The sequence below is a fragment of the Roseburia hominis genome, assembly GCA_040702975.1.
Taxonomy (GTDB): domain Bacteria; phylum Bacillota; class Clostridia; order Lachnospirales; family Lachnospiraceae; genus Allocoprococcus; species Allocoprococcus hominis_A.
Genome location: CP159990.1, coordinates 4,189,167 through 4,210,493, shown reverse-complemented (window position 1 = coordinate 4,210,493; position 21,327 = coordinate 4,189,167). Strand labels below are relative to the sequence as shown.

At 46.1% G+C, this 21,327-nt stretch carries 15 protein-coding genes, 1 tRNA gene and 3 rRNA genes; 18 read left to right on the top strand and 1 reads right to left on the bottom strand.

The genetic code is table 11. The features are described 5' to 3' along the window. Positions 1-93: 93 nt before the first annotated feature. The 18 genes from ABXS75_19595 to ABXS75_19510 all read left to right on the top strand — a co-directional run bounded on the left by ABXS75_19595 (position 94) and on the right by ABXS75_19510 (position 21,071). On the top strand, positions 94-666 hold the full coding sequence (locus ABXS75_19595; GenBank protein XCP85191.1) for a phosphohydrolase: 573 nt from the start codon (positions 94-96) through the stop codon (positions 664-666). 58 nt (positions 667-724) lie between these two features. Then, on the top strand, positions 725-1,909 hold the full coding sequence (locus ABXS75_19590) for a LysM peptidoglycan-binding domain-containing protein (GenBank protein ID XCP85190.1): 1,185 nt from the start codon (positions 725-727) through the stop codon (positions 1,907-1,909). Between the two features lie 110 nt (positions 1,910-2,019). Next, a complete protein-coding gene (locus tag ABXS75_19585; GenBank protein ID XCP85189.1) occupies positions 2,020-3,195 on the top strand; it encodes a DUF5711 family protein in 1,176 nt (391 codons plus the stop codon). Between the two features lie 8 nt (positions 3,196-3,203). Next, positions 3,204-4,106, top strand: a complete 903-nt coding sequence (locus ABXS75_19580; protein ID XCP85188.1) for a CvpA family protein — start codon at positions 3,204-3,206, stop codon at positions 4,104-4,106. Positions 4,107-4,349: 243 nt separating this feature from the next. Further along, positions 4,350-5,060, top strand: a complete 711-nt coding sequence (locus ABXS75_19575; protein ID XCP85187.1) for a LytTR family DNA-binding domain-containing protein — start codon at positions 4,350-4,352, stop codon at positions 5,058-5,060. Continuing rightward, positions 5,057-6,400: an ATP-binding protein gene (locus ABXS75_19570; protein ID XCP85186.1), complete on the top strand. Its 1,344-nt coding sequence runs from the start codon at positions 5,057-5,059 to the stop codon at positions 6,398-6,400. Before ABXS75_19575 ends, ABXS75_19570 begins: the two co-directional genes overlap by 4 nt. Further along, positions 6,387-6,542, top strand: coding sequence for a hypothetical protein (locus tag ABXS75_19565; protein XCP85185.1), 156 nt, complete (start codon positions 6,387-6,389; stop codon positions 6,540-6,542). The genes ABXS75_19570 and ABXS75_19565 overlap by 14 nt, the downstream gene beginning before the upstream one ends. A gap of 50 nt (positions 6,543-6,592) precedes the next feature. After that, positions 6,593-9,658 (top strand): type 2 lanthipeptide synthetase LanM family protein, encoded by a 3,066-nt coding sequence (locus tag ABXS75_19560; protein ID XCP85184.1) that lies wholly within the window; start codon positions 6,593-6,595, stop codon positions 9,656-9,658. Positions 9,659-9,783: 125 nt separating this feature from the next. Next, complete coding sequence (locus tag ABXS75_19555) at positions 9,784-10,404, top strand: hypothetical protein (protein ID XCP85183.1); 621 nt, start codon at positions 9,784-9,786, stop codon at positions 10,402-10,404. A gap of 261 nt (positions 10,405-10,665) precedes the next feature. After that, on the top strand, positions 10,666-11,289 hold the full coding sequence (locus ABXS75_19550; protein XCP85182.1) for a hypothetical protein: 624 nt from the start codon (positions 10,666-10,668) through the stop codon (positions 11,287-11,289). 11 nt (positions 11,290-11,300) lie between these two features. After that, positions 11,301-12,158: a sugar ABC transporter permease gene (locus ABXS75_19545; GenBank protein XCP85181.1), complete on the top strand. Its 858-nt coding sequence runs from the start codon at positions 11,301-11,303 to the stop codon at positions 12,156-12,158. Continuing rightward, complete coding sequence (locus tag ABXS75_19540; protein ID XCP85180.1) at positions 12,151-12,927, top strand: carbohydrate ABC transporter permease; 777 nt, start codon at positions 12,151-12,153, stop codon at positions 12,925-12,927. The genes ABXS75_19545 and ABXS75_19540 overlap by 8 nt, the downstream gene beginning before the upstream one ends. Before the next feature lie 4 nt (positions 12,928-12,931). Further along, on the top strand, positions 12,932-13,795 hold the full coding sequence (locus ABXS75_19535) for a hypothetical protein (GenBank protein ID XCP85179.1): 864 nt from the start codon (positions 12,932-12,934) through the stop codon (positions 13,793-13,795). Then, positions 13,792-15,045, top strand: coding sequence for a hypothetical protein (locus ABXS75_19530; GenBank protein ID XCP85178.1), 1,254 nt, complete (start codon positions 13,792-13,794; stop codon positions 15,043-15,045). The genes ABXS75_19535 and ABXS75_19530 overlap by 4 nt, the downstream gene beginning before the upstream one ends. Positions 15,046-15,601: 556 nt before the next feature. After that, a 16S ribosomal RNA gene (locus ABXS75_19525) occupies positions 15,602-17,132 on the top strand. 213 nt (positions 17,133-17,345) lie between these two features. Then, positions 17,346-17,463, top strand: a 5S ribosomal RNA gene (gene rrf, locus ABXS75_19520). 527 nt (positions 17,464-17,990) lie between these two features. Then, a 23S ribosomal RNA gene (locus ABXS75_19515) occupies positions 17,991-20,877 on the top strand. The 16S, 23S and 5S rRNA genes sit together here with 1 tRNA gene alongside, the layout of an rRNA operon. Positions 20,878-20,999: 122 nt before the next feature. After that, positions 21,000-21,071, top strand: a tRNA-Asn gene (locus tag ABXS75_19510). Positions 21,072-21,110: 39 nt separating this feature from the next. Here ABXS75_19510 and ABXS75_19505 read toward each other — a convergent pair. After that, entirely contained in the window at positions 21,111-21,263 is a 153-nt protein-coding gene (locus ABXS75_19505; GenBank protein ID XCP87202.1) for a DUF4160 domain-containing protein, read from the bottom strand. Positions 21,264-21,327 lie beyond the last annotated feature (64 nt).

Here is a 21,327-nt window from a genome sequence, read left to right as displayed (position 1 = left end):
CCCCACCCCCTCTTCCCTCACCCTCCCATTTTTGCTATACTTAACCATGGCAGAACATTTCGCCCATCACAGAAAGAACCAAAGGAGCCAGTTATGCTGAGAATCCGAAGAGACCTATCCGAACGACTAAAGGACGTCCGCCAAAAATGGAATGAAGAATTTTACGAAAATATACGAGACATTGCAACACACCCCGTAGTCCTTCGCATGAAGCTCTACCCGCATCACGGAGGCAGCAACTGCTATCAGCACTGTATCCATGTGGCATATTACAATTACCAGTGGTGCCGTTTCCTAAAATTAGACGCCCGCTCAGCCGCCCGCGGCGGTATGCTTCACGATCTTTTCCTGTATGACTGGCATACCCATGCAAAGAAGACCGGCGATCATTTTCACGGTATGACGCACCCGGCGGTGGCGCTTAAAAATGCGGAAAAATTCTTTGACCTGAACGATACGGAGAAAGATGTCATTCGCAGTCATATGTGGCCCGTGACATTGTTTACCCTTCCGCATACAAAAGAAGGCTGGATCACGACACTCACGGACAAATACTGCGGAAGCTGTGAGACCAGCCGGCGAAAAGACGTAGATACCACCAGAATCCGAAGGGATTTGTCCCGGCTTGTCGAGCGTTTTACCTATCTCGTAGACATAAAGCGATAAAATCAGCGTTTTCCCTATGCTATCATAATCAAAAATATGCAAATTGAGGTGAGAGTATATGGAAAACAGATTTCCGAAAAACGTACGCCAGATAGGAAATGTAAGCGATACTCCAAAGATTTATGTAGAAGATTACGTAGATACATTTTTAAACCACATTTGCGAAAAGAACGATGAAGATGCGGCAGGGGCGTTTCTCATCGGACATACTGTAAAACAAGATGAACAGGAATGCGTATACATATCCGGCGCTATTCGCATGGACGAGCTTGAAACAGATGGACAAGACGTCCTGATCAGCGAAGAAACCTGGGCGAAGGCAAGCGAAGAACGAAGAGAATATTTTGGAGACGCCGGTTTTATCGGCTGGTTTCTTGCCATACCCGGGCGCCCGCTTGTTCTGAACCAGAATTTGATAAGAATACATGAGGAAAATTTTGCTTCGCCTAACACCGTATTGATCCTGGGCGACGCCAGAGAGCAGGAAGAAGCATTTTTCGCCTACAAATATAAAGAGCTCATGCAGATGAGCGGACATTACATATATTATGAGAAAAATAAACCCATGCAGAATTACATGGTATCCTCGCGCAAACAGAATTGCGTTTCTCCCAGTGAAGCTGTGGAGGATCACGCTGCAAAAGAGTTTCGTAGTCTGGTAAGAGAGCGATACGAAATAAAAGAGCAGAAGCATTCCTCCCGGGCGATGTACGCCGCCAGCGTACTTTTGGTACTGGTCGTACTCATCATCGGTGTGACTACGGTCAACAATTATGATAAAATGCGCTCCGTACAATCTTCTCTGGACGATATCAGGAATTCCTTTTCAAAGAACGAGCCCGAAGAGGCGGTGGCGGCCAGCGGCACGGCCATAGCCGGGACGAATCAGGGGGATCCGGGAAATGCAGAGACGGACGTAAAAGCGCCGGAGGGACAAGCCGAGACGACGGAGCCTGAGGCAGGGAAAGAAGCGGAGTCAGATGAGCGGGCAACCGAGGCGGAGCAGTCTTCGGAGAATAGCCAGTCAGAGGACGATAAAAAGAAGGCGGAGACGGACCAGAAAAATGTCAGTACGATGCAGGAGATGAGTGAAGATATTTATATCGTAAAAAAGGGAGATACTCTGGCAAAGATCAGCAAGCAGATGTACGGCGATACCAGTCATGTGGACGCCATTTGCAGAATGAATGGTCTTACGGACGGCAATCTGATTTTTATAGGTCAGAAATTATTACTTCCATAAAAGGGGGGTGACGTGCTATACTAACAGAAGATTATATGTAGACCTTGTGAAACGGCCGAATGGCCATACGGGATGCCCTTTTGGGTATACAATATGACAAAGGGGAAGCTATGGGAGTTATTATAGAAGTGCGGGACCCTCAGGAGGACCTTGAAGAGAAAATCAAAACATATAAAAAGCAGACGCGGCGCAAGAAGGTGTTGGCGGTGCTCACTTTGCTGGCGGCGGTTGTCAGCACGTATCTGCTGGTCGCGCTTCAGACATATGATAAGGTGCGGGTGGTCCGCAGCTATGGCGAGGAAGCGGTAGATAACAGCAGCTTTGTACAGTATTCAGACGGCGCGTTAAAATACAGCCGGGACGGAATCGCATTTTTGGATACGAAGGGGCAGGAAAAATGGAACCAGCCCTATCAGATCAAGAATCCAATCATAAATATCAGCGGCGATGCGGTGGCTGTCGGCGATCAGGGAGGCAACGATATCCTGGTATTTGACAAAAAAGGATTAAAGGGGGAGATTCATACGAATTTCCCGATTGAGAAGATCGTGGTTGCCGAGAATGGAATCGTATGTGCGCTCCTCAGAAATGAGAGTACGCCCCAGATCGTATGCTACGACGCTATGGGAAGTGTTCTGGTGGAACATAAAGCGTCCATAAGCACCACGGGCTATCCGGTCGGTATGGCTATCTCGCCGGACGGGACCAAACTGCAGATTTCCTATCTTTGCGTGGCAGATGGCGTGCAGGCGTCCAGGGTGGTATATTTTAATTTCGAGGAGGCCGGTGCGGATAAGGATCAATATCAGGTGACCGAAGATATTTATAAAAATACAGTGATTCCAGAGACATTTTTCCTGAATTCCAGGAAATCTGTTCTGGTAGGCGATACGTCGTTTATGATCTACAGCGGCGAGGATAAACCTAAGCTTACGAAAACGGTGGAACTTGGCAAGGAGATCCGGAGCGTATTCCACGATGAACGTTACCTGGGATTTGTACTGCATGGCGAGGGAGAAGAGGGATATGAGCTGCGGCTTTACAGCATGTCGGGAGAACAGAAGCTGTCAAAGAATTTTACCGGAGATTATAACCATATCAAGATTTCCCGTGAAAATGTAATCATGTTTGATGGAAAACAATGTTTGGTATTCTCCAGTTGGGGCGTCCGGAAGTTTGAAGGAGAGCTGGAAACAGATATTCTGGAAATGATCCCACTGTCAGGAATAAATAAATACTTAGTGATGAGTGCAAGCGGGATGGACGAGATCCGGTTTGTAAAATAGGAGAGAGTATGAACTGGTTATTGATGAGTGTAATTGGAATTCTGGCGATCGGTGCGGTGATCGGATTCGCGAGAGGTGCGATCCGGATCGCGGTATCTCTTGTGGCGACGGTCCTGACGGTGGTCGTGGTGTTTGTGGCCACGCCCTATATCAGCAAAGCAATCATCTCATTTACGCCCGTAGATGAGATGATCGAGGAGCAATGCCTGAAAGTGATTTCCAAGGCGTTGGATCCTGATAAACCGAAGCGGATCGGATTCACGGAGGAACAGGTGCGTTCCATGCTGGCAGGGGCCGGAGTGTCAGAGGAAGAGCTGGCGGCAGCAGGAATAACAGTGGAAGATATCGTAAATGGCAAGGTTTCCGGTAAGGACCTGGCAAAGCATGGCATTTCGGCAGGGGTCCTGGCCGGTCATAACAAGGAGGAGGTAAAAGAATCCCTTTTGGATGCGGAGATTCCGCGGCAGCTTCAGATTGAGGCGATTGAGATGGCGGATCTGCCGAAGGTGTTCAAGGATTTGCTCCTTTCCAATAATAACAGTGAAGTGTATCAGAGTCTTGGCGCATCAACTTTCCTGGATTATATCGGGAAATATATGGCAAAGCTGCTTATTGATATTATCTCGTTCCTGGTGACATTTGTGATTGTCACGATTATTGTTCGGGCTGTTGTGTTCGCGCTCGATTTTGTGGCGGAGCTTCCTGTGCTGGGAATACTCAATCGTCTGGCGGGAATTCTGGTGGGCGGTTCGATTTCGCTGATCATTATTGACTTTTGTTTTGTGATCATCACACTTTTATATATCACACCGGTAGGAAAGATGTTGATGAAATTGGTGGAGGAAAGCGATTTTCTTAGGTTTCTCTATGAACATAATCTGATCATGAAAATGATGACCGTTTTCCGATAATGTAGGAATCTCTTTGCGTTGGGAAATGAAAAATATAGTGCAAGAAGGGGCTGCAGGAGCAGTCCTTTTTCTGTCGCCGTGTGTCCGGTGGAACTTATTTTGATTCGTAAGTTTACAGTGAAAAATGACCGTTTAGGGACAGATTTACTACTGTTTGCGGACAGAAGGATGAAAAATAGAAGAGAATATGGTAGAATCAGTCAAAAATGGGGATGTTTTATCGAAAAAAGGATGGGATAAAGAATGATACGAATTGCACTGGTAGAAGATAATGAAGAATTGTTGAAAAGAGAAGTGGAGATTATAAAGGCTGGCTGGGAATGTAAAGAAGAAATGGAGGTTCTTACATTTTCCCGAGCAGAGCCGCTTATTGCCGCGTTGGAGGCAGGGGAAGAGTATCATATCCTTGTTGCAGATATCGGCCTTCCCAGTATGAACGGGATAGAGTTGGGAAAGTGGCTGCGGGCGAGAGATGCACAGATTCCGCTCATCTATCTGACTGCTTATGATTGTTATGCGCTGGAGGGATACGAGGTGGAAGCGTACCAGTATGTGATGAAGGAGCAGATGGAGGTGCGGCTGCCTTTTTATCTGAACAAGCTGGGGAATCGGATGGTAGACAGAAGGGAAAAGTACTGGTATCTTGAGAGAGTAGGAGAGATGACGCGGGTGCCTCGTGCGGATGTCATGTACATCAAAAAGGACGGGAAATATGTAGAATTTACTACAAGGAGCGGAAAATACCGGAAGCGGGAAAGCCTGGATGCAGTGTGGCAGGAAGCGGAAGGATTTCCCTTTATGAAGATTGAGCGTGGCTACATTATCAACGCCAGCCATATGCAGAGAATCGTGGATAATAACATTGTGATGGTTGACGGAACGGTACTTCCGGTCAGCAGACGGCTATTGCCTAAGATAAAAAAGGAGATTCATCAAAACAGGAGTAAGTTATGACAGAAGTAGGAATGAGAATCATAGTTGTGGCGCTGAGTATCGGTGAGATGTATCTGGGATACCGTTTTTTGACTGTATGCTGGGTGAATGACGAGGAAATCACACGGGCAGGAAAAGTACTGATGAACGTACTCGCTGTGGTGATGGGGATTTTGGCGGGGATAAATAGAGAGATAGCATTATTTTCATCGAACCTTTTTGTTTTACAAGTGATTCTGACAGGCATTCCGTTGCTTTTGTTGTTTCCTAAGAAGAAATTGATGGCACTGAGTCTGCTGATCATCTGGTTCACTTTGATTGCCCTGGTAGATTTTCTGGCAGTATTTGTCGTTATGGAAGTAAAAGTAAATTTTTTTGAGAATGTGTTCTTTGGAATGAATGGGTATAAGGTGGGCATCTTTTTGTTTACCAGGTGTGTTATGATGGGGATGTTTTTGGAAATGCAAATGAGAGCCGGGCAGTTGAAAGAAATTTTTGCTACATATAAGAAGGGGACGGTTCTTTTTTGCGTGGGACTGGTTGTGTTACTCCGCAGATATCAGATTGCGATGGCAGGCTTCGATGATGTAGGCACAACCCTGCATACGAAGGGGATTGCGCTGTCCCTGTTTCTTATGGTGGTAGTCGCAGGTATATTTGTATGGATGTGGGCAAAGATTACTTATGTAAAGCAGGAAATGATATTTATCCGGAGCCGGGATAAGTTGCGGGAAGAGAATTATAGAAATCTGAGGGGGCTTCTGGAGGAAAATCAGCAGTTGCAGCATGATATGAAGCATCATTTTCAAATTCTTCGTGATTATGCAAGGGAGGGGAGACTGGAGGACTTGCGGACCTATCTGGATGATATCCAGGAGCCTTTAGTGCGGCTGCAAAAAATCCCATGGACTCGGTCAGAAATACTGAATTTGATTCTAAATCAGAAGTTCTGGGAGGCGGAGCAGGCCGGGATAGAGATGAATCTGTATGTAGACAGTGATTTTCAGATGCTTTTGAAAGAAGCAGAAATCAGTGCTCTGTTCGGGAATCTGTTGGATAATGCACTGGAAGCTTGCCTCAGGATGGAGAAAGGAAAAAGATGGGTTTGTGTCACGTTGGAAAGAAAGCAGGGAATGATATTCATTCGGATTGAGAACAGCATAGACCGCCTTCCTCGGATGGAGGGCAGTGAATTCCTGACCGGAAAAGAGGACAAGAAGTTACATGGTTTGGGTGTAAAGAGCGTCAAGCGAATCGTGGAAAAGTATGAGGGAGAGATAGAGATGCAGGTAAAAATTGACAGCTTTATTACGGATATTACATTTTTTAATGAGGAGGAAAGACAAAATGAGATTAAGTAGGAAAGAAGCAAACAAAAACACAGGTGATTTGAGAGAGGAACTGAAAGAATTTAGAAAATTGATACCCGAGGAGGGAGGTAGCGAGATGAGTGCTACCCATACTGCGAAATGTGGAGTTTTTTTAACAATTTATTGCTGTTAAAGAGGAAGGCGAATCTTTCTGTGGAAAGGTTCGCTTTTTAAGGAGGAAAGATGAAGGAAGAGAAGAAGAGTTATCTTTTTGAACGGATATACCAGGGAGAAGGAAAGAAAAATCGTGACAAGCTACGTTATTGGACGGAACTTTTAGGAGAAGATGTGATGCATAAAATCGGGGAAGAACCTTCTGTTTATGGCTATCTTCATGATATACCCTTTCGGGTGAGCAGACAGGAATGGGGAGAGGCAGACAGGAATCTGTTGCATTGGGAGCGGACAAAGGAGAAGGGGGACTATTTGTTTTACAACTTTCTGTTCCCTTTTTTAAAATCCGGTGCCGGGGCACTAAAGGAGAATATAAAAACATCTCCTTGTTGGACGCCGGAATGTATGGAAGATTATCAGGAAGCGCTGGGCAGAGCGTTGGAGACAATCTGTATGCGCACGATGATAGAGCGATTGCATCGGGAGAAGGAGGAGGGAAATCTAAAAGGGGCAAGTAAAGAAGCAGAGTATGATTTCTTTTGTGAGGAGCTGCTTTCTGATACGTCTTATTGCAGGGGGATTCTAAAGGAGTACCCGGTACTTTGCAGATGTATGGAAATGGAAGTAAGGAGGAAAACAGAATTCTTTGCGGAAATTGTCCATTATTATGAAACGGAAAGGGAAGTTCCGCGTATAGCAAGTATCCGGCTGACTTCGGGAGATACCCACCAGGGGGGACGACAGGTAGCAAAAGTTCTCTTGGAAAATGGAGAGGAATTGATGTACAAGCCCCGCCCCATGGAGAATGAATTGTGCCATCAGGAGCTGCTTGAATGGTTTGCAAAAAAAACAGGAATTGACCAGAGACAATATGATATCCACAGCACATCCACCCACAGTTGGTGCAGTGTGATAAAAAAAGCAGCGTGCAAAAGCGAAGGGGAACTGGCAGCGTATTATGAACGGCTGGGAGTACAGTTGTTCCTTGCCTATGTGCTGGGTACAAAAGACTTGCATAGCGAAAATTTGATTGCCGCCGGTGCATATCCGGTTTTGATAGATTTGGAAACTCTGATTCAGCTTCCGGGAACGTATCGGAGAAGTACGGGAGAAGAAGAAATCGTTTACCAATTGTCTCATTCCGTTCTCTACACAGGACTATTGCCCTTTTATGTGTGGAAGCAGGATGGGAAAGGTGTGAATGCAAGTGCTCTTGGAGGAATGGAGGGGCAGGTCTATCCCTTCCGGATTCCGGTTGTGGAACACCCCAAAACTTCTGAGATGAAGATTTGTTATCTTTATCCCAAAACAGAGAAAAATGATAATTTGGCCACTCTGAACGGAGTGTTTTGCAATCCGGCAGAGTATGGGGACGCATTAATTCGGGGATTCGTGAAAGCATATGATGCGGTGCTCAGGGACAAGGAAGAGTTTAAGCAAAAAATCACACGATTGAGTATTTCTGCCAGCAGATATTTGGCAGCGGATACGCAGCGTTATGCCATGCTTCTTTCTGCCTCTTATCACCCCGAGCTTCTGCGAGATGGAGCAAAGAGAGAACTTTTTCTACACAGTATGTGGCTCGGAAGGAGACAGGAAGAGAAGAACAGACAGGTGATAATGAGTGAGATTCAAGATATGGTAAATGGTGACATCCCTTATTTTCGCTATAATTTGAAATCGAAAGATTTACAAGATTTTCGAGGAAAGAGAATCAAGGACTACTTTGAGACGCCGGTGATAGAATGGGTTTTTGATAAAGTGGAATTTTTGAATCCGGAAGATATGGAACGACAGTGTGACTTTATCCGTTTGTCTATGGAACTGATGCCGGATAAAAAGAGACAGCTTCATAACCGCGTGCGTCATCGAAATGCCTGGCTTTCGAAAAAATGTGCGAACAGGAGAAAAGTGGAAGTAGCAGAAAAAAGGGCGGCCCTTGAAAAACTGGTGGATAGGATTTACCAGGCGGCGATTTTTAACAAAGAAAGAACAGACGTAAGTTGGTATGGTATCGAACTGGCGGCATTTAGCAGACAGAATTGGGAAGTGCGGCCGGTGAATCTCTATTTTTACAGCGGGATAGCGGGCATGGCGGTATTTTTTCATCAAATCAGGAAAGTGGATACCAGAAAAAAAGCAGGTGAAATAATAGCCTTGTTGGACAAAAAGCTCTTTGCATACACGGATGACTGTCTTTGTGAAAAAAGGAAACTACAATCAACATCTACCGGAATGTATGAAGGAGAAAGTTCGATTGTATATGCATATCTTCTGCTTTATCGGATAGAAAAACAGGAAAAATATCTGGTATATGCGGAAAAACATAGTCGGATTGTGGAACGGATATTAGAACAGGATACCACTTATGATTTGTTATATGGAAATGCAGGGGCGGCAAGAGTTTTTCTGTTTTTGTATGAGGAGACGGGAGAGAAGCATTATAAGAAACAGGCGCAAGAGGCTTTAAGATTACTGGAAAAAGCCGCGGTGGATGTAGAGGAAGGAATGGGGTGGATTGTGGAAGAAAACCTGCCGCCCATGGCAGGAATGGCGCACGGAAACAGCGGAATACTACTGCCCTTCCTACAGATGTGGAACGATACGGGAGAACAACAATATCTGAACACCGCCAAGAAGATTTTGCAATATGAGGACCGATTATATGACGAAAGAATCAGAAATTGGAGAGATGTACGGGTGGAAGGTGGAACAGGTATAGAGCAGGACAAACCGGGGGCGGTTGCCTGGTGTCATGGCGCAGCTGGGATTCTGTTATCCCGGTTGGAATGTATGGAATATGTTCAGGGTACAGAGCTGGAGAATACCATTTACCAAGACGCAGAAAGGGCTTTGCAGACACTTTTTGAATACCCCATCAGAGACAGTTGGTGCTTATGTCATGGTACTTGCGGAAATATGCTTATGTTAAAGCAGGCAGCGAAATGGGGAAAGAGCGAAGAAATATGGGAACTTTGGAACAGGTTTGAAGAAGTGTTGACGGATGCAGTCAACGGAAATTGTCTGGAGATGTTGCATCAGGAAAGGGTGTGCTATGGGCTGATGAATGGATGGAGTGGGGTGGCGTATGCCTTATCGGAATGCATCGAAAATGAAATTAGAGATACCGTTTAGGACCAGATTTACTACCGCTCGAGGTCAAAGGGTTGAAGCTGGAAGAAAATGGTAATAGACTATAAACAAGTTATAAAGAGTGTCGACATTCTAAAGAAACTGAAATTGTACAAGGAGGTATGACTATGAAAAGGCGAATTAAGGGATTGATAATAATGTGCAGTCTTTTGGTATTTTACACAACAATGAGTGCAGTAGCAGGTGAGGATAATCTTGAGTGTATTATTGAAAATGATGAAATTTTGGTTAGAGAAGAGATTACGGAAGAAGAGTTTTTGAAAGCTGTAGCTGAGGAAAAGGGTATATCATATGAAGAAGCACAAGAGTATGTCGCTGATGAACATGCGAAAAACCCGATGCTGAATGCAAGAGCACCACTATATACAATACGATATGAGACATTAACCCGGACAAAAAATATAGGTTATGGTGCCACCTTAGTTGCACGTATCAAGGTTGAGGTTATAACGGAAACAACGAGTGGAAGAAGAGTGGGTTTTGGCACTATAGCTACAAAGCATTTGACTACGGGAGGAGAAGCCACATTATATAACTATAGTGGGTCCATTAATATGAGACACCCGTCGCAGAGTATCATCTATATGGATGTGTTGGGAGAAATTTATTTTGATATGGTTACTACTACTGAAATATCTGGAGGGGGGTTTGTTACTGTAGGAACAGGAGTGTCAGGAACTACAAGATATAAGTATTTGGTAGATACAACTTTTACTTTTACACCATAGTTTTATAAGAAACGAATGTTAGCAAATAAGTTTATAAATTAGTTTAATTATTATATATCAGACGGCTTTTAAGTATTAGAAGTCGCCTGATATGTTTGTTGTAAAATAGATATATCGAAAGCCGTAAAGATTCGCGCATTGGCTTGCAAGAACAGTTGCACTGATTGGTAGGTTCCAAGTCTGCGTTAATGGAAACAATCATTGTAGATATCTGAAAAAGCATTAATCTTATCTATGAATTGTACAAGGAGGAATGAAGATATGAAGAAAAAAAGATTATTCGCTATATTAGTCAGTAGTATTCTATTTATCGTTCTTGTTGGTATATGGAATAGTAATTCAGCATTGCAGCACCAGGAAAGTGAGATGAACCAGGGCGTGGTGCAGATAACAAAAGACGAATTTACGCAGGCCTATGCCCAGGTATATAATCTTTCGCAGGTCCAGGCAGCAGAGTTATTAGAACAGATAAATAAAGAAAACAGCTATTTGTCAGATGAAAGCTATCATTTGCATTATGTAAAGATACCTAATAAGAAGCGTATTGGAAATGGGATAGAAATAGTGGGAAGTTTGTTGGCAGAAGTCGTAGTTGATATGGAAAAAAATGAGAATGTCGCATTTGGCGAGTCGGTTTATAGCTCGATAAGTCTTACAGGGGATGCTGATCTATATAGTGAAAATATTAATTATTCGTTAAGAAAAGAATCGGAAGATTTGATATACATGGATGTGCTGGGGGAAATTGTGTTAGAAACAAAAAATAATAATTTGGATAATAATGCGAAATTTTCGGAAATTGGAAAATCACAGTATGGAAAAAGAAAGTACAAATATCTGTTGGATGAGACATTTGCATATACAACCTCGGAGTTCCTGGAATAAGAGGACAGCTTATGAGAAAGAAAAACGGAGGATTACTTCTGGCACTTCCGGCTCTTGCCGGATTTGTTATATTCTATTTTCTCCCATTCCTGATTACACTGTGGTATTCGGTCTCTTTTGGAATCGGGCAGCGTGAGTTTGTGGGAATGGCGAATTTTGAGGAATTATTGGGGAACGAGATGTTTCTGCTGGCAATGAAGAACACGTTTCGTTTCCTTTTAGTCAGTGTGCCTGTGATTTTGGCGGGGTCGCTGGGACTTGCCGTGATGCTGCAGAGAATTACCAGAGGAGTTCATTTCCTGCGCCTTGCATATTTTTATCCGATGGTTCTGCCCATTGCCTCTGTAATCATGGGGATGCAGATGCTTTGGGGAGAGACGGGAGTGATAAATGTAATGCGTTCGTTTTTGGGGCGGGAAGGGAAGGACTGGTTTCACTCTTCTGCGGCTTTTTTCGTTCTCTGCATTCTATACTGGTGGAAATATATGGGATATCATGTGCTGATCTTTTACGCGCGGCTTAAGATGATTCCGAAAAACTACTATGAGAATGCGAACCTTTTTGGGGCGGGGAAATGGGCGTGTTTTTGGGATATTACTCTGCCTTTGATTCGCCCTGTGATTTTGTTTCAGCTTTTGCTTGCGGTGATGAATTCTTTTAAATGCTACAAGGAAGCGTTTTTGATCGGAGGAAATTATCCGGATGAAAGCATTTATCTACTGCAGCATTTTATGAATAATAACTTTCAGAATCTGAATTATCAGAAGATTTCTTCTGCCGCTGTGGTGATGATGACGGTGGTGTTACTATCTGCCGGGCTTGCAGGTGGAATCTACTGGTTTGTGACAAGGAGGGAGCGGCATGGATAAGAAGAAAGACAGGAGATATGGTTTCTTTTATTTGCTGGCGTTTGTGATGTTGCTTCCTGTTTTCTATATGATAGTCTGTGCTTTTTTGTCGGAAGCGGGCAAAGGCGTCTCTTTGATGGGATTTTATCGGGTATTTTTGGAAACGCCGGGATATCTCATGAAGTTTTGGAGAAGTATCGGCCTGTCTGTCGCGGTGGCGGCAGGACAGACTGTGGTGAGCTGTATGGCGGGAGTAGCATTTGCACAGTATCGGTTTGTAGGAAAGCGGGTATGGCTTGTATTGCTGGCATTGTTCATGATGCTTCCGATTCAGGTTACGTTGGTGCCAAATTATATTCTTCTGGATAAGCTGCATTTTTTAAATACCTGGTGGGCGCTGATCATCCCCGGGATTTTCGCGCCTTTCGGAACGGTCTGGATGACGTTTATCTTCCGTGCTTTACCGGCACAGTGGCTGGAGGCGGCAAGCCTGGATGGTGCGGGAAAGTTGACCGGCGTCTTTCAAATCATGGTTCCTGCCGCAAAACCGGCGGTGATTACTTTGTTTGTTCTGAGCTTTGTGGAGAGTTGGAATATGGTAGAACAGCCCATTACTTTTCTGAAAGGACCGGAGCAGTATCCGTTGTCGGTCTTTTTGGCGAGTGTAGTAGATCAGAGCATTGCAGTACAGTCGGTCTGCGGAATTCTCTGTTTAATACCGGTAACATTGTTATTCTTCTATTATAATCAGGAATTGGTAGAGGGAATCGGAGAAGCATTTTGGAGTTGAGACTATGAGAAAAGAAATGATATGGAAAATCGGCTGCATCCTTTTTCTTTTATTATCTACATGTACCGTGCTGTCTGCCCGGATTGAGAACATGATGCAAATTGATGTGAAGACAACCAGAGGGATTCAGGGTAAAAATGGGAACGAGGAAACCCGTGTGTTTCCCGCATCTGCGATCATCGAGAGGGAAGGAATAACGTATGTGTGTGCTGTCCGTACAGTAAAAGGGATTTTTGGCGGCGAAAAGTGGCAGGTTCTTGAAAAACCGGTCAACCTGTTGGAAGAGACGCAGGATGAGATAGAAGTGAACGCTTCGGAAGTAAGGGATGAGGATTTGAATCCGCTGGATGTGATTTATTATTCTTCTTATCCGGTGAAGGCGGGCGATCAGGTGACGGTAACCGAAGAGAAAAAGGATATCATGACATTGCACCGTAGATTTGTGAAACAGATTGGTCTGTTGTTTGTCGGAGCTGCGCTGTTTCCGGTGCTATTATTTTGTTTTGGTGCTATTTTGAAAAAGCTGCAGGCATTTCAAGATGGAAAGTATGGAGAAGCGGTTAAGGGGATGATATTTCTGACAGTCCTGCTGACAACGATATATGGCATAACAGGGATCCTGCGCATCCCCAGGGAATTTCTTCCTGAGGAGCAGATATTTGACCTGACTTTCTATGTGGAGCGGATTTGTCATTTTTTTACCTGTATGGGGAATGGGTGGGAGAACCGGGTGGCATATGAGTCGATGCGGACAGAGTATATACGAATCATAGGAATAGGCAGTGCTGCAGTTCTTGCCTTCTGGCTTGCGATGGCCGAGGGGAGGAGGTTTGCTGTAAGAAAGCAAAGAAGGAGGAAGCAGAAATGAGAAGGAGAGGAATGACAATTGTTCTGCTAGGATGTATCATAACTGGTTTGTGTGCCTGTGGCAGGAAAAACGAGGCAGTTACCCTGCAGGTAGTAACGGAAGCTGTTTACAAAGAGCAGGTCAGTGAGGCGGCAGATTATTTCCGAAAGAAATATGAGGGCGTGGAGGTGGAAGTGCAGGTATTACCGATAGAGGCTAAGGAGCGGGAAGCAAAAGTGCAGAAGCTGCGAACCGAAACTATGTCAGGGAAAGGACCGGATGTGTTCCTGCTGCAGGGAGATTTGCCGAATCGAGAAGAAACCGAGTCCTTGTTTGCCAGTTTACCTAAGACGATGGAGAGCGGTGTGTTTGCAGGACTGGATAAATATATGGAACAAGATGTTTACTGGGAAGAAGGAAGCTACAAGAAGGAATTTCTAAAAGCCGGGCAGTTTCAGGGGAGACAGTATGTCATCCCACTTTCCTGTAATTATGATGTCTTTGCAAAGACGGCTGAAGGAACGTTGCTCACTGCCGGTACACTTACGCAGTGGTTTGCTGATGCAAAGGCGGCAGAAGACGAGGAGCTTAGGCAGGTGATTGCGGCAGGAACCCTTATGCTTACGAGTCCCGGCTTGTGCCAGCCGGCCGTTGATTATGAAAAGAAAGAAGTATTGTTTGACAAGAATGCCTGGTGTGGGATAGTGGAAGAGCAGTTGGAGATCTATCGGAAGCGTATAGAAAGCGATGTTGTTGACACGGGCAAATATTTTGTCGGAAATATCGCACAGTGCAATTCTTATTTTACAGCAGGTGCAGACTATATGGAAGCGATTCCAAGCGCGTCCGGGCAGAGGCTTGCGACGGTGGATGCTTATGGCGCGGTAGGAATGGGATGCAAGGAAAAGGAGCTGGCATATGAATTTTTGATGTTGTTTTTGAATGATAAGATGGTGGAGAAGCTGGGTGCGGATTATACGCGCGTGAAGGGGATGCTGGGAATAGACGGCGTGCCGGTGCAGGAGAGTGCATGGAAAGAGTATTTGGGCAATTATAATTTGACAGATGAAGCGGTGTACGAGAAGGTGCTTTTTAGTTTCCAGCAGCTGGACGGCGCGTATTTTTCTACGGTGGTAGAGAGGAAGATGACAAACGGCGTTCAGGAAATGGTAAACCGTCTTCGGGAGTTGGATGATGCGCGATTAAGCCAGCAGCTGGCACTCCTTGCCGGGCAGTTAGAAGAACAGTATGGGACGTTGGTGAAAGAGTAAGAAGGATAAGCAAGAAGATCTGGGGGGGGCAAAGAGAGCAGATGAAAATGCTTCTTGGCTCCTTTTTATTTCGGGGAAACGAGAAAAAGTAAAATTGTCTGAATTGTGCAAAGTAAATAAACAATAAAAATAATATTGACAATTCTAAATTGAGATGATATGATTGGTGTTGCTGAGTATGGGAGTTCATGAGACAAGAGCTGTGGCTCAAGAAAGTGGATCAAAAATCTTTCAGAAAAGTAAAAAAGTGGTTGACACACGTCGAAAGATGTGGTAATCTAAATAAGCTGTCGCAAAGAGAGATGCAAACGTTGATCAAAAGTGACAAACAAAAAATTAAAAAAGTGTTGACAAACACGAATGAATGTGATAAGCTATAAAAGCTGTCGCAAACGACGGCAGGCAACACAAAGAACTTTGATAATTAAATAATAGACAACAACCCTGAAAATTCTTTAAAGAGATTTTCAAGAACGTTGAATCGACAAGATTCGAAACCTAAGAACAGTAAACAGGAACAGAATTGCCAAGCGATTCTGGACTGGATACAAACACTTTTAACGAGAGTTTGATCCTGGCTCAGGATGAACGCTGGCGGCGTGCCTAACACATGCAAGTCGAACGAAGCACTTAAGACGGATTCTTCGGATGAAAGCTTATGTGACTGAGTGGCGGACGGGTGAGTAACGCGTGGGTAACCTGCCTCATACAGGGGGATAACAGTTAGAAATGACTGCTAATACCGCATAAGACCACGGAGCCGCATGGCTCAGTGGGAAAAACTCCGGTGGTATGAGATGGACCCGCGTCTGATTAGCTTGTTGGCGGGGTAACGGCCCACCAAGGCGACGATCAGTAGCCGGCCTGAGAGGGTGAACGGCCACATTGGGACTGAGACACGGCCCAAACTCCTACGGGAGGCAGCAGTGGGGAATATTGCACAATGGGGGAAACCCTGATGCAGCGACGCCGCGTGAGCGAAGAAGTATTTCGGTATGTAAAGCTCTATCAGCAGGGAAGAAAATGACGGTACCTGACTAAGAAGCACCGGCTAAATACGTGCCAGCAGCCGCGGTAATACGTATGGTGCAAGCGTTATCCGGATTTACTGGGTGTAAAGGGAGCGTAGACGGCTGTGTAAGTCTGAAGTGAAAGGCGGGGGCTCAACTCCCGGACTGCTTTGGAAACTATACAGCTAGAGTGTCGGAGAGGCAAGTGGAATTCCCAGTGTAGCGGTGAAATGCGTAGATATTGGGAGGAACACCAGTGGCGAAGGCGGCTTGCTGGACGATGACTGACGTTGAGGCTCGAAAGCGTGGGGAGCAAACAGGATTAGATACCCTGGTAGTCCACGCCGTAAACGATGACTACTAGGTGTCGGGTAGCAGAGCTATTCGGTGCCGCAGCCAACGCAATAAGTAGTCCACCTGGGGAGTACGTTCGCAAGAATGAAACTCAAAGGAATTGACGGGGACCCGCACAAGCGGTGGAGCATGTGGTTTAATTCGAAGCAACGCGAAGAACCTTACCTGGTCTTGACATCCCGGTGCCGGCAGAGTAATGTCTGCTTTCCTTCGGGACACTGGAGACAGGTGGTGCATGGTTGTCGTCAGCTCGTGTCGTGAGATGTTGGGTTAAGTCCCGCAACGAGCGCAACCCTTATCTTTAGTAGCCAGCGGTAAGGCCGGGCACTCTAGAGAGACTGCCAGGGATAACCTGGAGGAAGGTGGGGATGACGTCAAATCATCATGCCCCTTATGACCAGGGCTACACACGTGCTACAATGGCGTAAACAAAGGGAAGCGAAGCCGCGAGGCCAAGCAAATCTCAAAAATAACGTCTCAGTTCGGATTGTAGTCTGCAACTCGACTACATGAAGCTGGAATCGCTAGTAATCGCGAATCAGCATGTCGCGGTGAATACGTTCCCGGGTCTTGTACACACCGCCCGTCACACCATGGGAGTTGGTAACGCCCGAAGTCAGTGACCCAACCGAAAGGAGGGAGCTGCCGAAGGTGGGACCGATAACTGGGGTGAAGTCGTAACAAGGTAGCCGTATCGGAAGGTGCGGCTGGATCACCTCCTTTCTAAGGAAGAAGAAGTAGGGAGAGTTGTTGTCTGTTATTTAGTCATCAAGGAGTGAGTGCGCAGATTAGCTGGCAGGGGTGCGACGAAAGCTTGCTTTCAGGAGCGCACATGGCAGCTAAGATGCATAAGAAGGATTGAATCTAGCGAAATGGAGCGGAGCGGAATTGAGCTAGATGAGAGCCGGCACTCACGGTGTTGATTGACGGAATATATCTGGTGGCGATGCGCTTAGGGGTCACACCCGTTCCCATCCCGAACACGATGGTTAAGACCTAAGCGGCCGATGGTACTGCACTGGAGACGGTGTGGGAGAGCAGGTGGCCGCCAGAGACCATAAAAAAGTTAGTGAAGATGCCGGAAGGCAGCTGAACTTAGTTTTTTAGGCCGTTCGTCGAACAAAGTGAGGCGAACTTCCGAAACTGATAAAGCAGACTGAGCTTGATAAGAAATGCTTTGGAGAATCGCTCCGGAGCGGTCAGGCGGCTGAAGAGCGGTTCGCTACCGTGTCAGTCTTTCAGGATAGATACAGGCACAGGACCGAGGGGCTCCTGCGGCCAACCCGATCAGCAGGGCAGTGCTGTTATGATAACTGGTTTTTACCAGTGATTAAAGGGTAAAACGATGAGTTTTGTTCTTTAATGACTGATAAAGATTTCAGTCAGAATGTACCTTGAAAACTGCATACAAAGATAAATCAATTCTCAAATAAAAGAGAAAGACATCCGAGGTGATTGTTGTTCTTAAGGATAACAATTAACTGACACTTCGAGACAACGAAGTAAAAAAACAAACCTGAATACCAACACATACACGCTAGTATGTGTAGCCGACTCTCATTCCCGTGAGAGGAAGCGTTTGGTTATGCTAGAAAGAGCGCAGGGTGGATGCCTTGGCACTAAGAGCCGATGAAAGACGTGATAAGCTGCGAAAAGCTTCGGGGAGGAGCAAATATCCGACGATCCGGAGATCTCTGAATGGGGAAACCCACTGGAGCAGACCTCCAGTATCCATACGCCAATCCATAACGTATGGAGGGGAACCCGGTGAACTGAAACATCTAAGTAGCCGGAGGAAGAGAAAGAAACATCGATTTCCAAAGTAGCGGCGAGCGAAATGGAAAGAGCCCAAACCGTGGTGCGTGCACCACGGGGTTCGGACCGCATAAATGATCTGGTAAGTTTAGCAGAATGGTTTTGGGAAAGCCAGCCAAAGAGGGTGAAAGCCCCGTAAGCGAAAGATGAACCAGCATGGCGGTATCCAGAGTACTACGAGACACGTGAAACCTTGTAGGAATACGCGGGGACCACCCCGTAAGGCTAAATACTCCTTAGTGACCGATAGCGCATAGTACTGTGAAGGAAAGGTGAAAAGGACCCCGGGAGGGGAGTGAAAGAGAACCTGAAACCCTGTGTTTACAAGCTGTGGAACATCTATATATGATGAACCGCGTACTTTTTGTAGAACGGTCCGGCGAGTTACGCTGGCTGGCGAGGTTAAGCACTCAAGGTGTGGAGCCGAAGGGAAACCAAGTCTTAAGAGGGCGTGAAGTCAGTCGGAGTAGACCCGAAACCGGGTGATCTATCCATGTCCAGGATGAAGTTGCCGTAAAAGGCAATGGAGGTCCGAACCCACATCCGTTGAAAAGGGTGGGGATGAGGTGTGGATAGGGGAGAAATTCCAATCGAACCCGGAGATAGCTGGTTCTCCTCGAAATAGCTTTAGGGCTAGCCTCATGAGAGTCTTTTGGAGGTAGAGCACTGAATTCCCGCGGGGGCGTCAAAGCTTACCAAAGGATATCAAACTCCGAATGCCAGTAAGATGATTCATGGGAGTCAGACTGCACGAGATAAGTTGGGCAGTCAAAAGGGAAAGAGCCCAGACCTGCAGCTAAGGTCCCAAAATGTGTGTTAAGTGGAAAAGGATGTGGGATTTCAAAGACAACCAGGATGTTGGCTTAGAAGCAGCCATACATTAAAAGAGTGCGTAATAGCTCACTGGTCGAGAGGTCCTGCGCCGAAAATGTCCGGGGCTGAAACACACTACCGAAGCTCAGGAATCTACAAAGTAGATTGGTAGAGGAGCATTCTTAGAGAGACGAAGCAGTACCGGAAGGAGCTGTGGATTTCTAAGAAGAGAGAATGCCGGAATGAGTAGCGAGAGGAAGGTGGGAATCCTTCCGGCCGAATACCCAAGGTTTCCAGAGTAAAGCTGATCTGCTCTGGGTAAGTCGGGACCTAAGGCGAGGTCGAGAGACGTAGCCGATGGACAACAGGTTGAGATTCCTGTACTGCAGTATGACAGAACTGTGGGGACGCAGAGGGAGAGCACTACCGGGAATGGAATCCCGGGGCAAGCGAGGTAGGAGCGTGGTTGGCAAATCCGCCATGCAATCCGAAGACGTTAAGCGTACCGAACTATAAGTAGGGAAGTGTGTGAGCCAGCTGCCAAGAAAAGCCGCTATCGTTCATACTGCACCCGTACCGTAAACCGACACAGGTAGGTGAGGAGAGAATCCTAAGGCCGACGGGAGAAGCATTGTTAAGGAACTCGGCAAAATGACTCCGTAACTTCGGGAGAAGGAGTGCCTGGCGACAGGCCGCAGAGAATTGGCCCAAGCAACTGTTTAGCAAAAACACAGGTCTATGCAAAACCGTAAGGTGAAGTATATGGGCTGACGCCTGCCCGGTGCTGGAAGGTTAAGGGGAGAGGTTAGCCGCAAGGCGAAGCTTTGAACTTAAGCCCCAGTAAACGGCGGCCGTAACTATAACGGTCCTAAGGTAGCGAAATTCCTTGTCGGGTAAGTTCCGACCCGCACGAAAGGCGTAATGATTTGGGCACTGTCTCAACAATGCACCCGGTGAAATTGAAGTACCAGTGAAGATGCTGGTTACCTGCGCCAGGACGGAAAGACCCCATGGAGCTTTACTCCAGCTTGATACTGGGATTCGATATTGTATGTACAGGATAGGTGGGAGGCTGAGAAGTGGTGACGCCAGTTGCCATGGAGCCGCTGTTGGGATACCACCCTTGCAGTATTGGATTTCTAACCAGCAGCCGTGAACCGGCTGGGGGACAATGTCAGGTGGGGAGTTTGACTGGGGCGGTCGCCTCCGAAAGGGTATCGGAGGCGCTCAAAGGTTCCCTCAGAATGGTTGGAAACCATTCGAAGAGTGCAAAGGCAGAAGGGAGCTTGACTGCGACACCGACGGGTGGAGCAGGTACGAAAGTAGGACTTAGTGATCCGGTGGTATAAAGTGGGATTGCCATCGCTCAACGGATAAAAGCTACCCTGGGGATAACAGGCTTATCACTCCCAAGAGTTCACATCGACGGAGTGGTTTGGCACCTCGATGTCGGCTCATCGCATCCTGGGGCTGAAGTAGGTCCCAAGGGTTGGGCTGTTCGCCCATTAAAGCGGTACGCGAGCTGGGTTCAGAACGTCGTGAGACAGTTCGGTCCCTATCCGGCGTGGGCGTAGGATATTTGAGAGGAGCTGGCCTTAGTACGAGAGGACCGGGCTGGACTGACCGCTGGTGTATCTGTTGTCTTGCCAAAGGCATGGCAGAGTAGCCAAGTCAGGAAGGGATAAACGCTGAAGGCATCTAAGCGTGAAGCCCCCCTCAAGATGAGATATCCCAACGCAAGTTGTAAGACCCCTTGAAGACGACAAGGTAGATAGGACAGAGGTGGAAGTGCAGCAATGTACGTAGCTGACTGTTACTAATCGGTCGAGGGCATAACCAAGAGGTAGGATAGGTTAATGGATGGAAGAAGATTCTTTGTATGCTGTTTTGAAGGTACATGAAATAAAAAAGGAAAAAACCACTTGTAAAATAGAAAACAAGTGGTTATAATAAAATAAGTAATCCTCGATAGCTCAGCGGTAGAGCATTCGGCTGTTAACCGAAGGGTCGTTGGTTCGAACCCAACTCGGGGAGTTAGGAAATCCTGTAGATATATAGTCTACAGGATTTTTATTATGTTGCCATGTATGCTTGAGCGAACATTCGGTGGGCATTCATTAAAGCCTTGTCTGGCAGATTATCCTCTAACATTTCAGCAGATTGAATATCAAATACACTTACACATTCTCCGTAAATAGCGTGTATATGAGAGGGATTGTGTTCAATTTCTTATTAACCCAAATTTAAAGTAGATTTAATTTACTCTTGCGGACAGGAAGAGACTGGAAAT

Bases quoted from the DNA above. Each gene is read 5' to 3' on its own strand.
- ABXS75_19570 (XCP85186.1), top strand. From the start codon at position 5,057: ATGACAGAAGTAGGAATGAGAATCATAGTTGTGGCGCTGAGTATCGGT.
- ABXS75_19560 (XCP85184.1), top strand. From the start codon at position 6,593: ATGAAGGAAGAGAAGAAGAGTTATCTTTTTGAACGGATATACCAGGGA.
- ABXS75_19595 (XCP85191.1), top strand. From the start codon at position 94: ATGCTGAGAATCCGAAGAGACCTATCCGAACGACTAAAGGACGTCCGC.
- ABXS75_19530 (XCP85178.1), top strand. From the start codon at position 13,792: ATGAGAAGGAGAGGAATGACAATTGTTCTGCTAGGATGTATCATAACT.
- ABXS75_19555 (XCP85183.1), top strand. From the start codon at position 9,784: ATGAAAAGGCGAATTAAGGGATTGATAATAATGTGCAGTCTTTTGGTA.
- ABXS75_19565 (XCP85185.1), top strand. From the start codon at position 6,387: ATGAGATTAAGTAGGAAAGAAGCAAACAAAAACACAGGTGATTTGAGA.
- ABXS75_19575 (XCP85187.1), top strand. From the start codon at position 4,350: ATGATACGAATTGCACTGGTAGAAGATAATGAAGAATTGTTGAAAAGA.
- ABXS75_19540 (XCP85180.1), top strand. From the start codon at position 12,151: ATGGATAAGAAGAAAGACAGGAGATATGGTTTCTTTTATTTGCTGGCG.
- ABXS75_19545 (XCP85181.1), top strand. From the start codon at position 11,301: ATGAGAAAGAAAAACGGAGGATTACTTCTGGCACTTCCGGCTCTTGCC.
- ABXS75_19590 (XCP85190.1), top strand. From the start codon at position 725: ATGGAAAACAGATTTCCGAAAAACGTACGCCAGATAGGAAATGTAAGC.
- ABXS75_19535 (XCP85179.1), top strand. From the start codon at position 12,932: ATGAGAAAAGAAATGATATGGAAAATCGGCTGCATCCTTTTTCTTTTA.
- ABXS75_19580 (XCP85188.1), top strand. From the start codon at position 3,204: ATGAACTGGTTATTGATGAGTGTAATTGGAATTCTGGCGATCGGTGCG.
- ABXS75_19585 (XCP85189.1), top strand. From the start codon at position 2,020: ATGGGAGTTATTATAGAAGTGCGGGACCCTCAGGAGGACCTTGAAGAG.
- ABXS75_19550 (XCP85182.1), top strand. From the start codon at position 10,666: ATGAAGAAAAAAAGATTATTCGCTATATTAGTCAGTAGTATTCTATTT.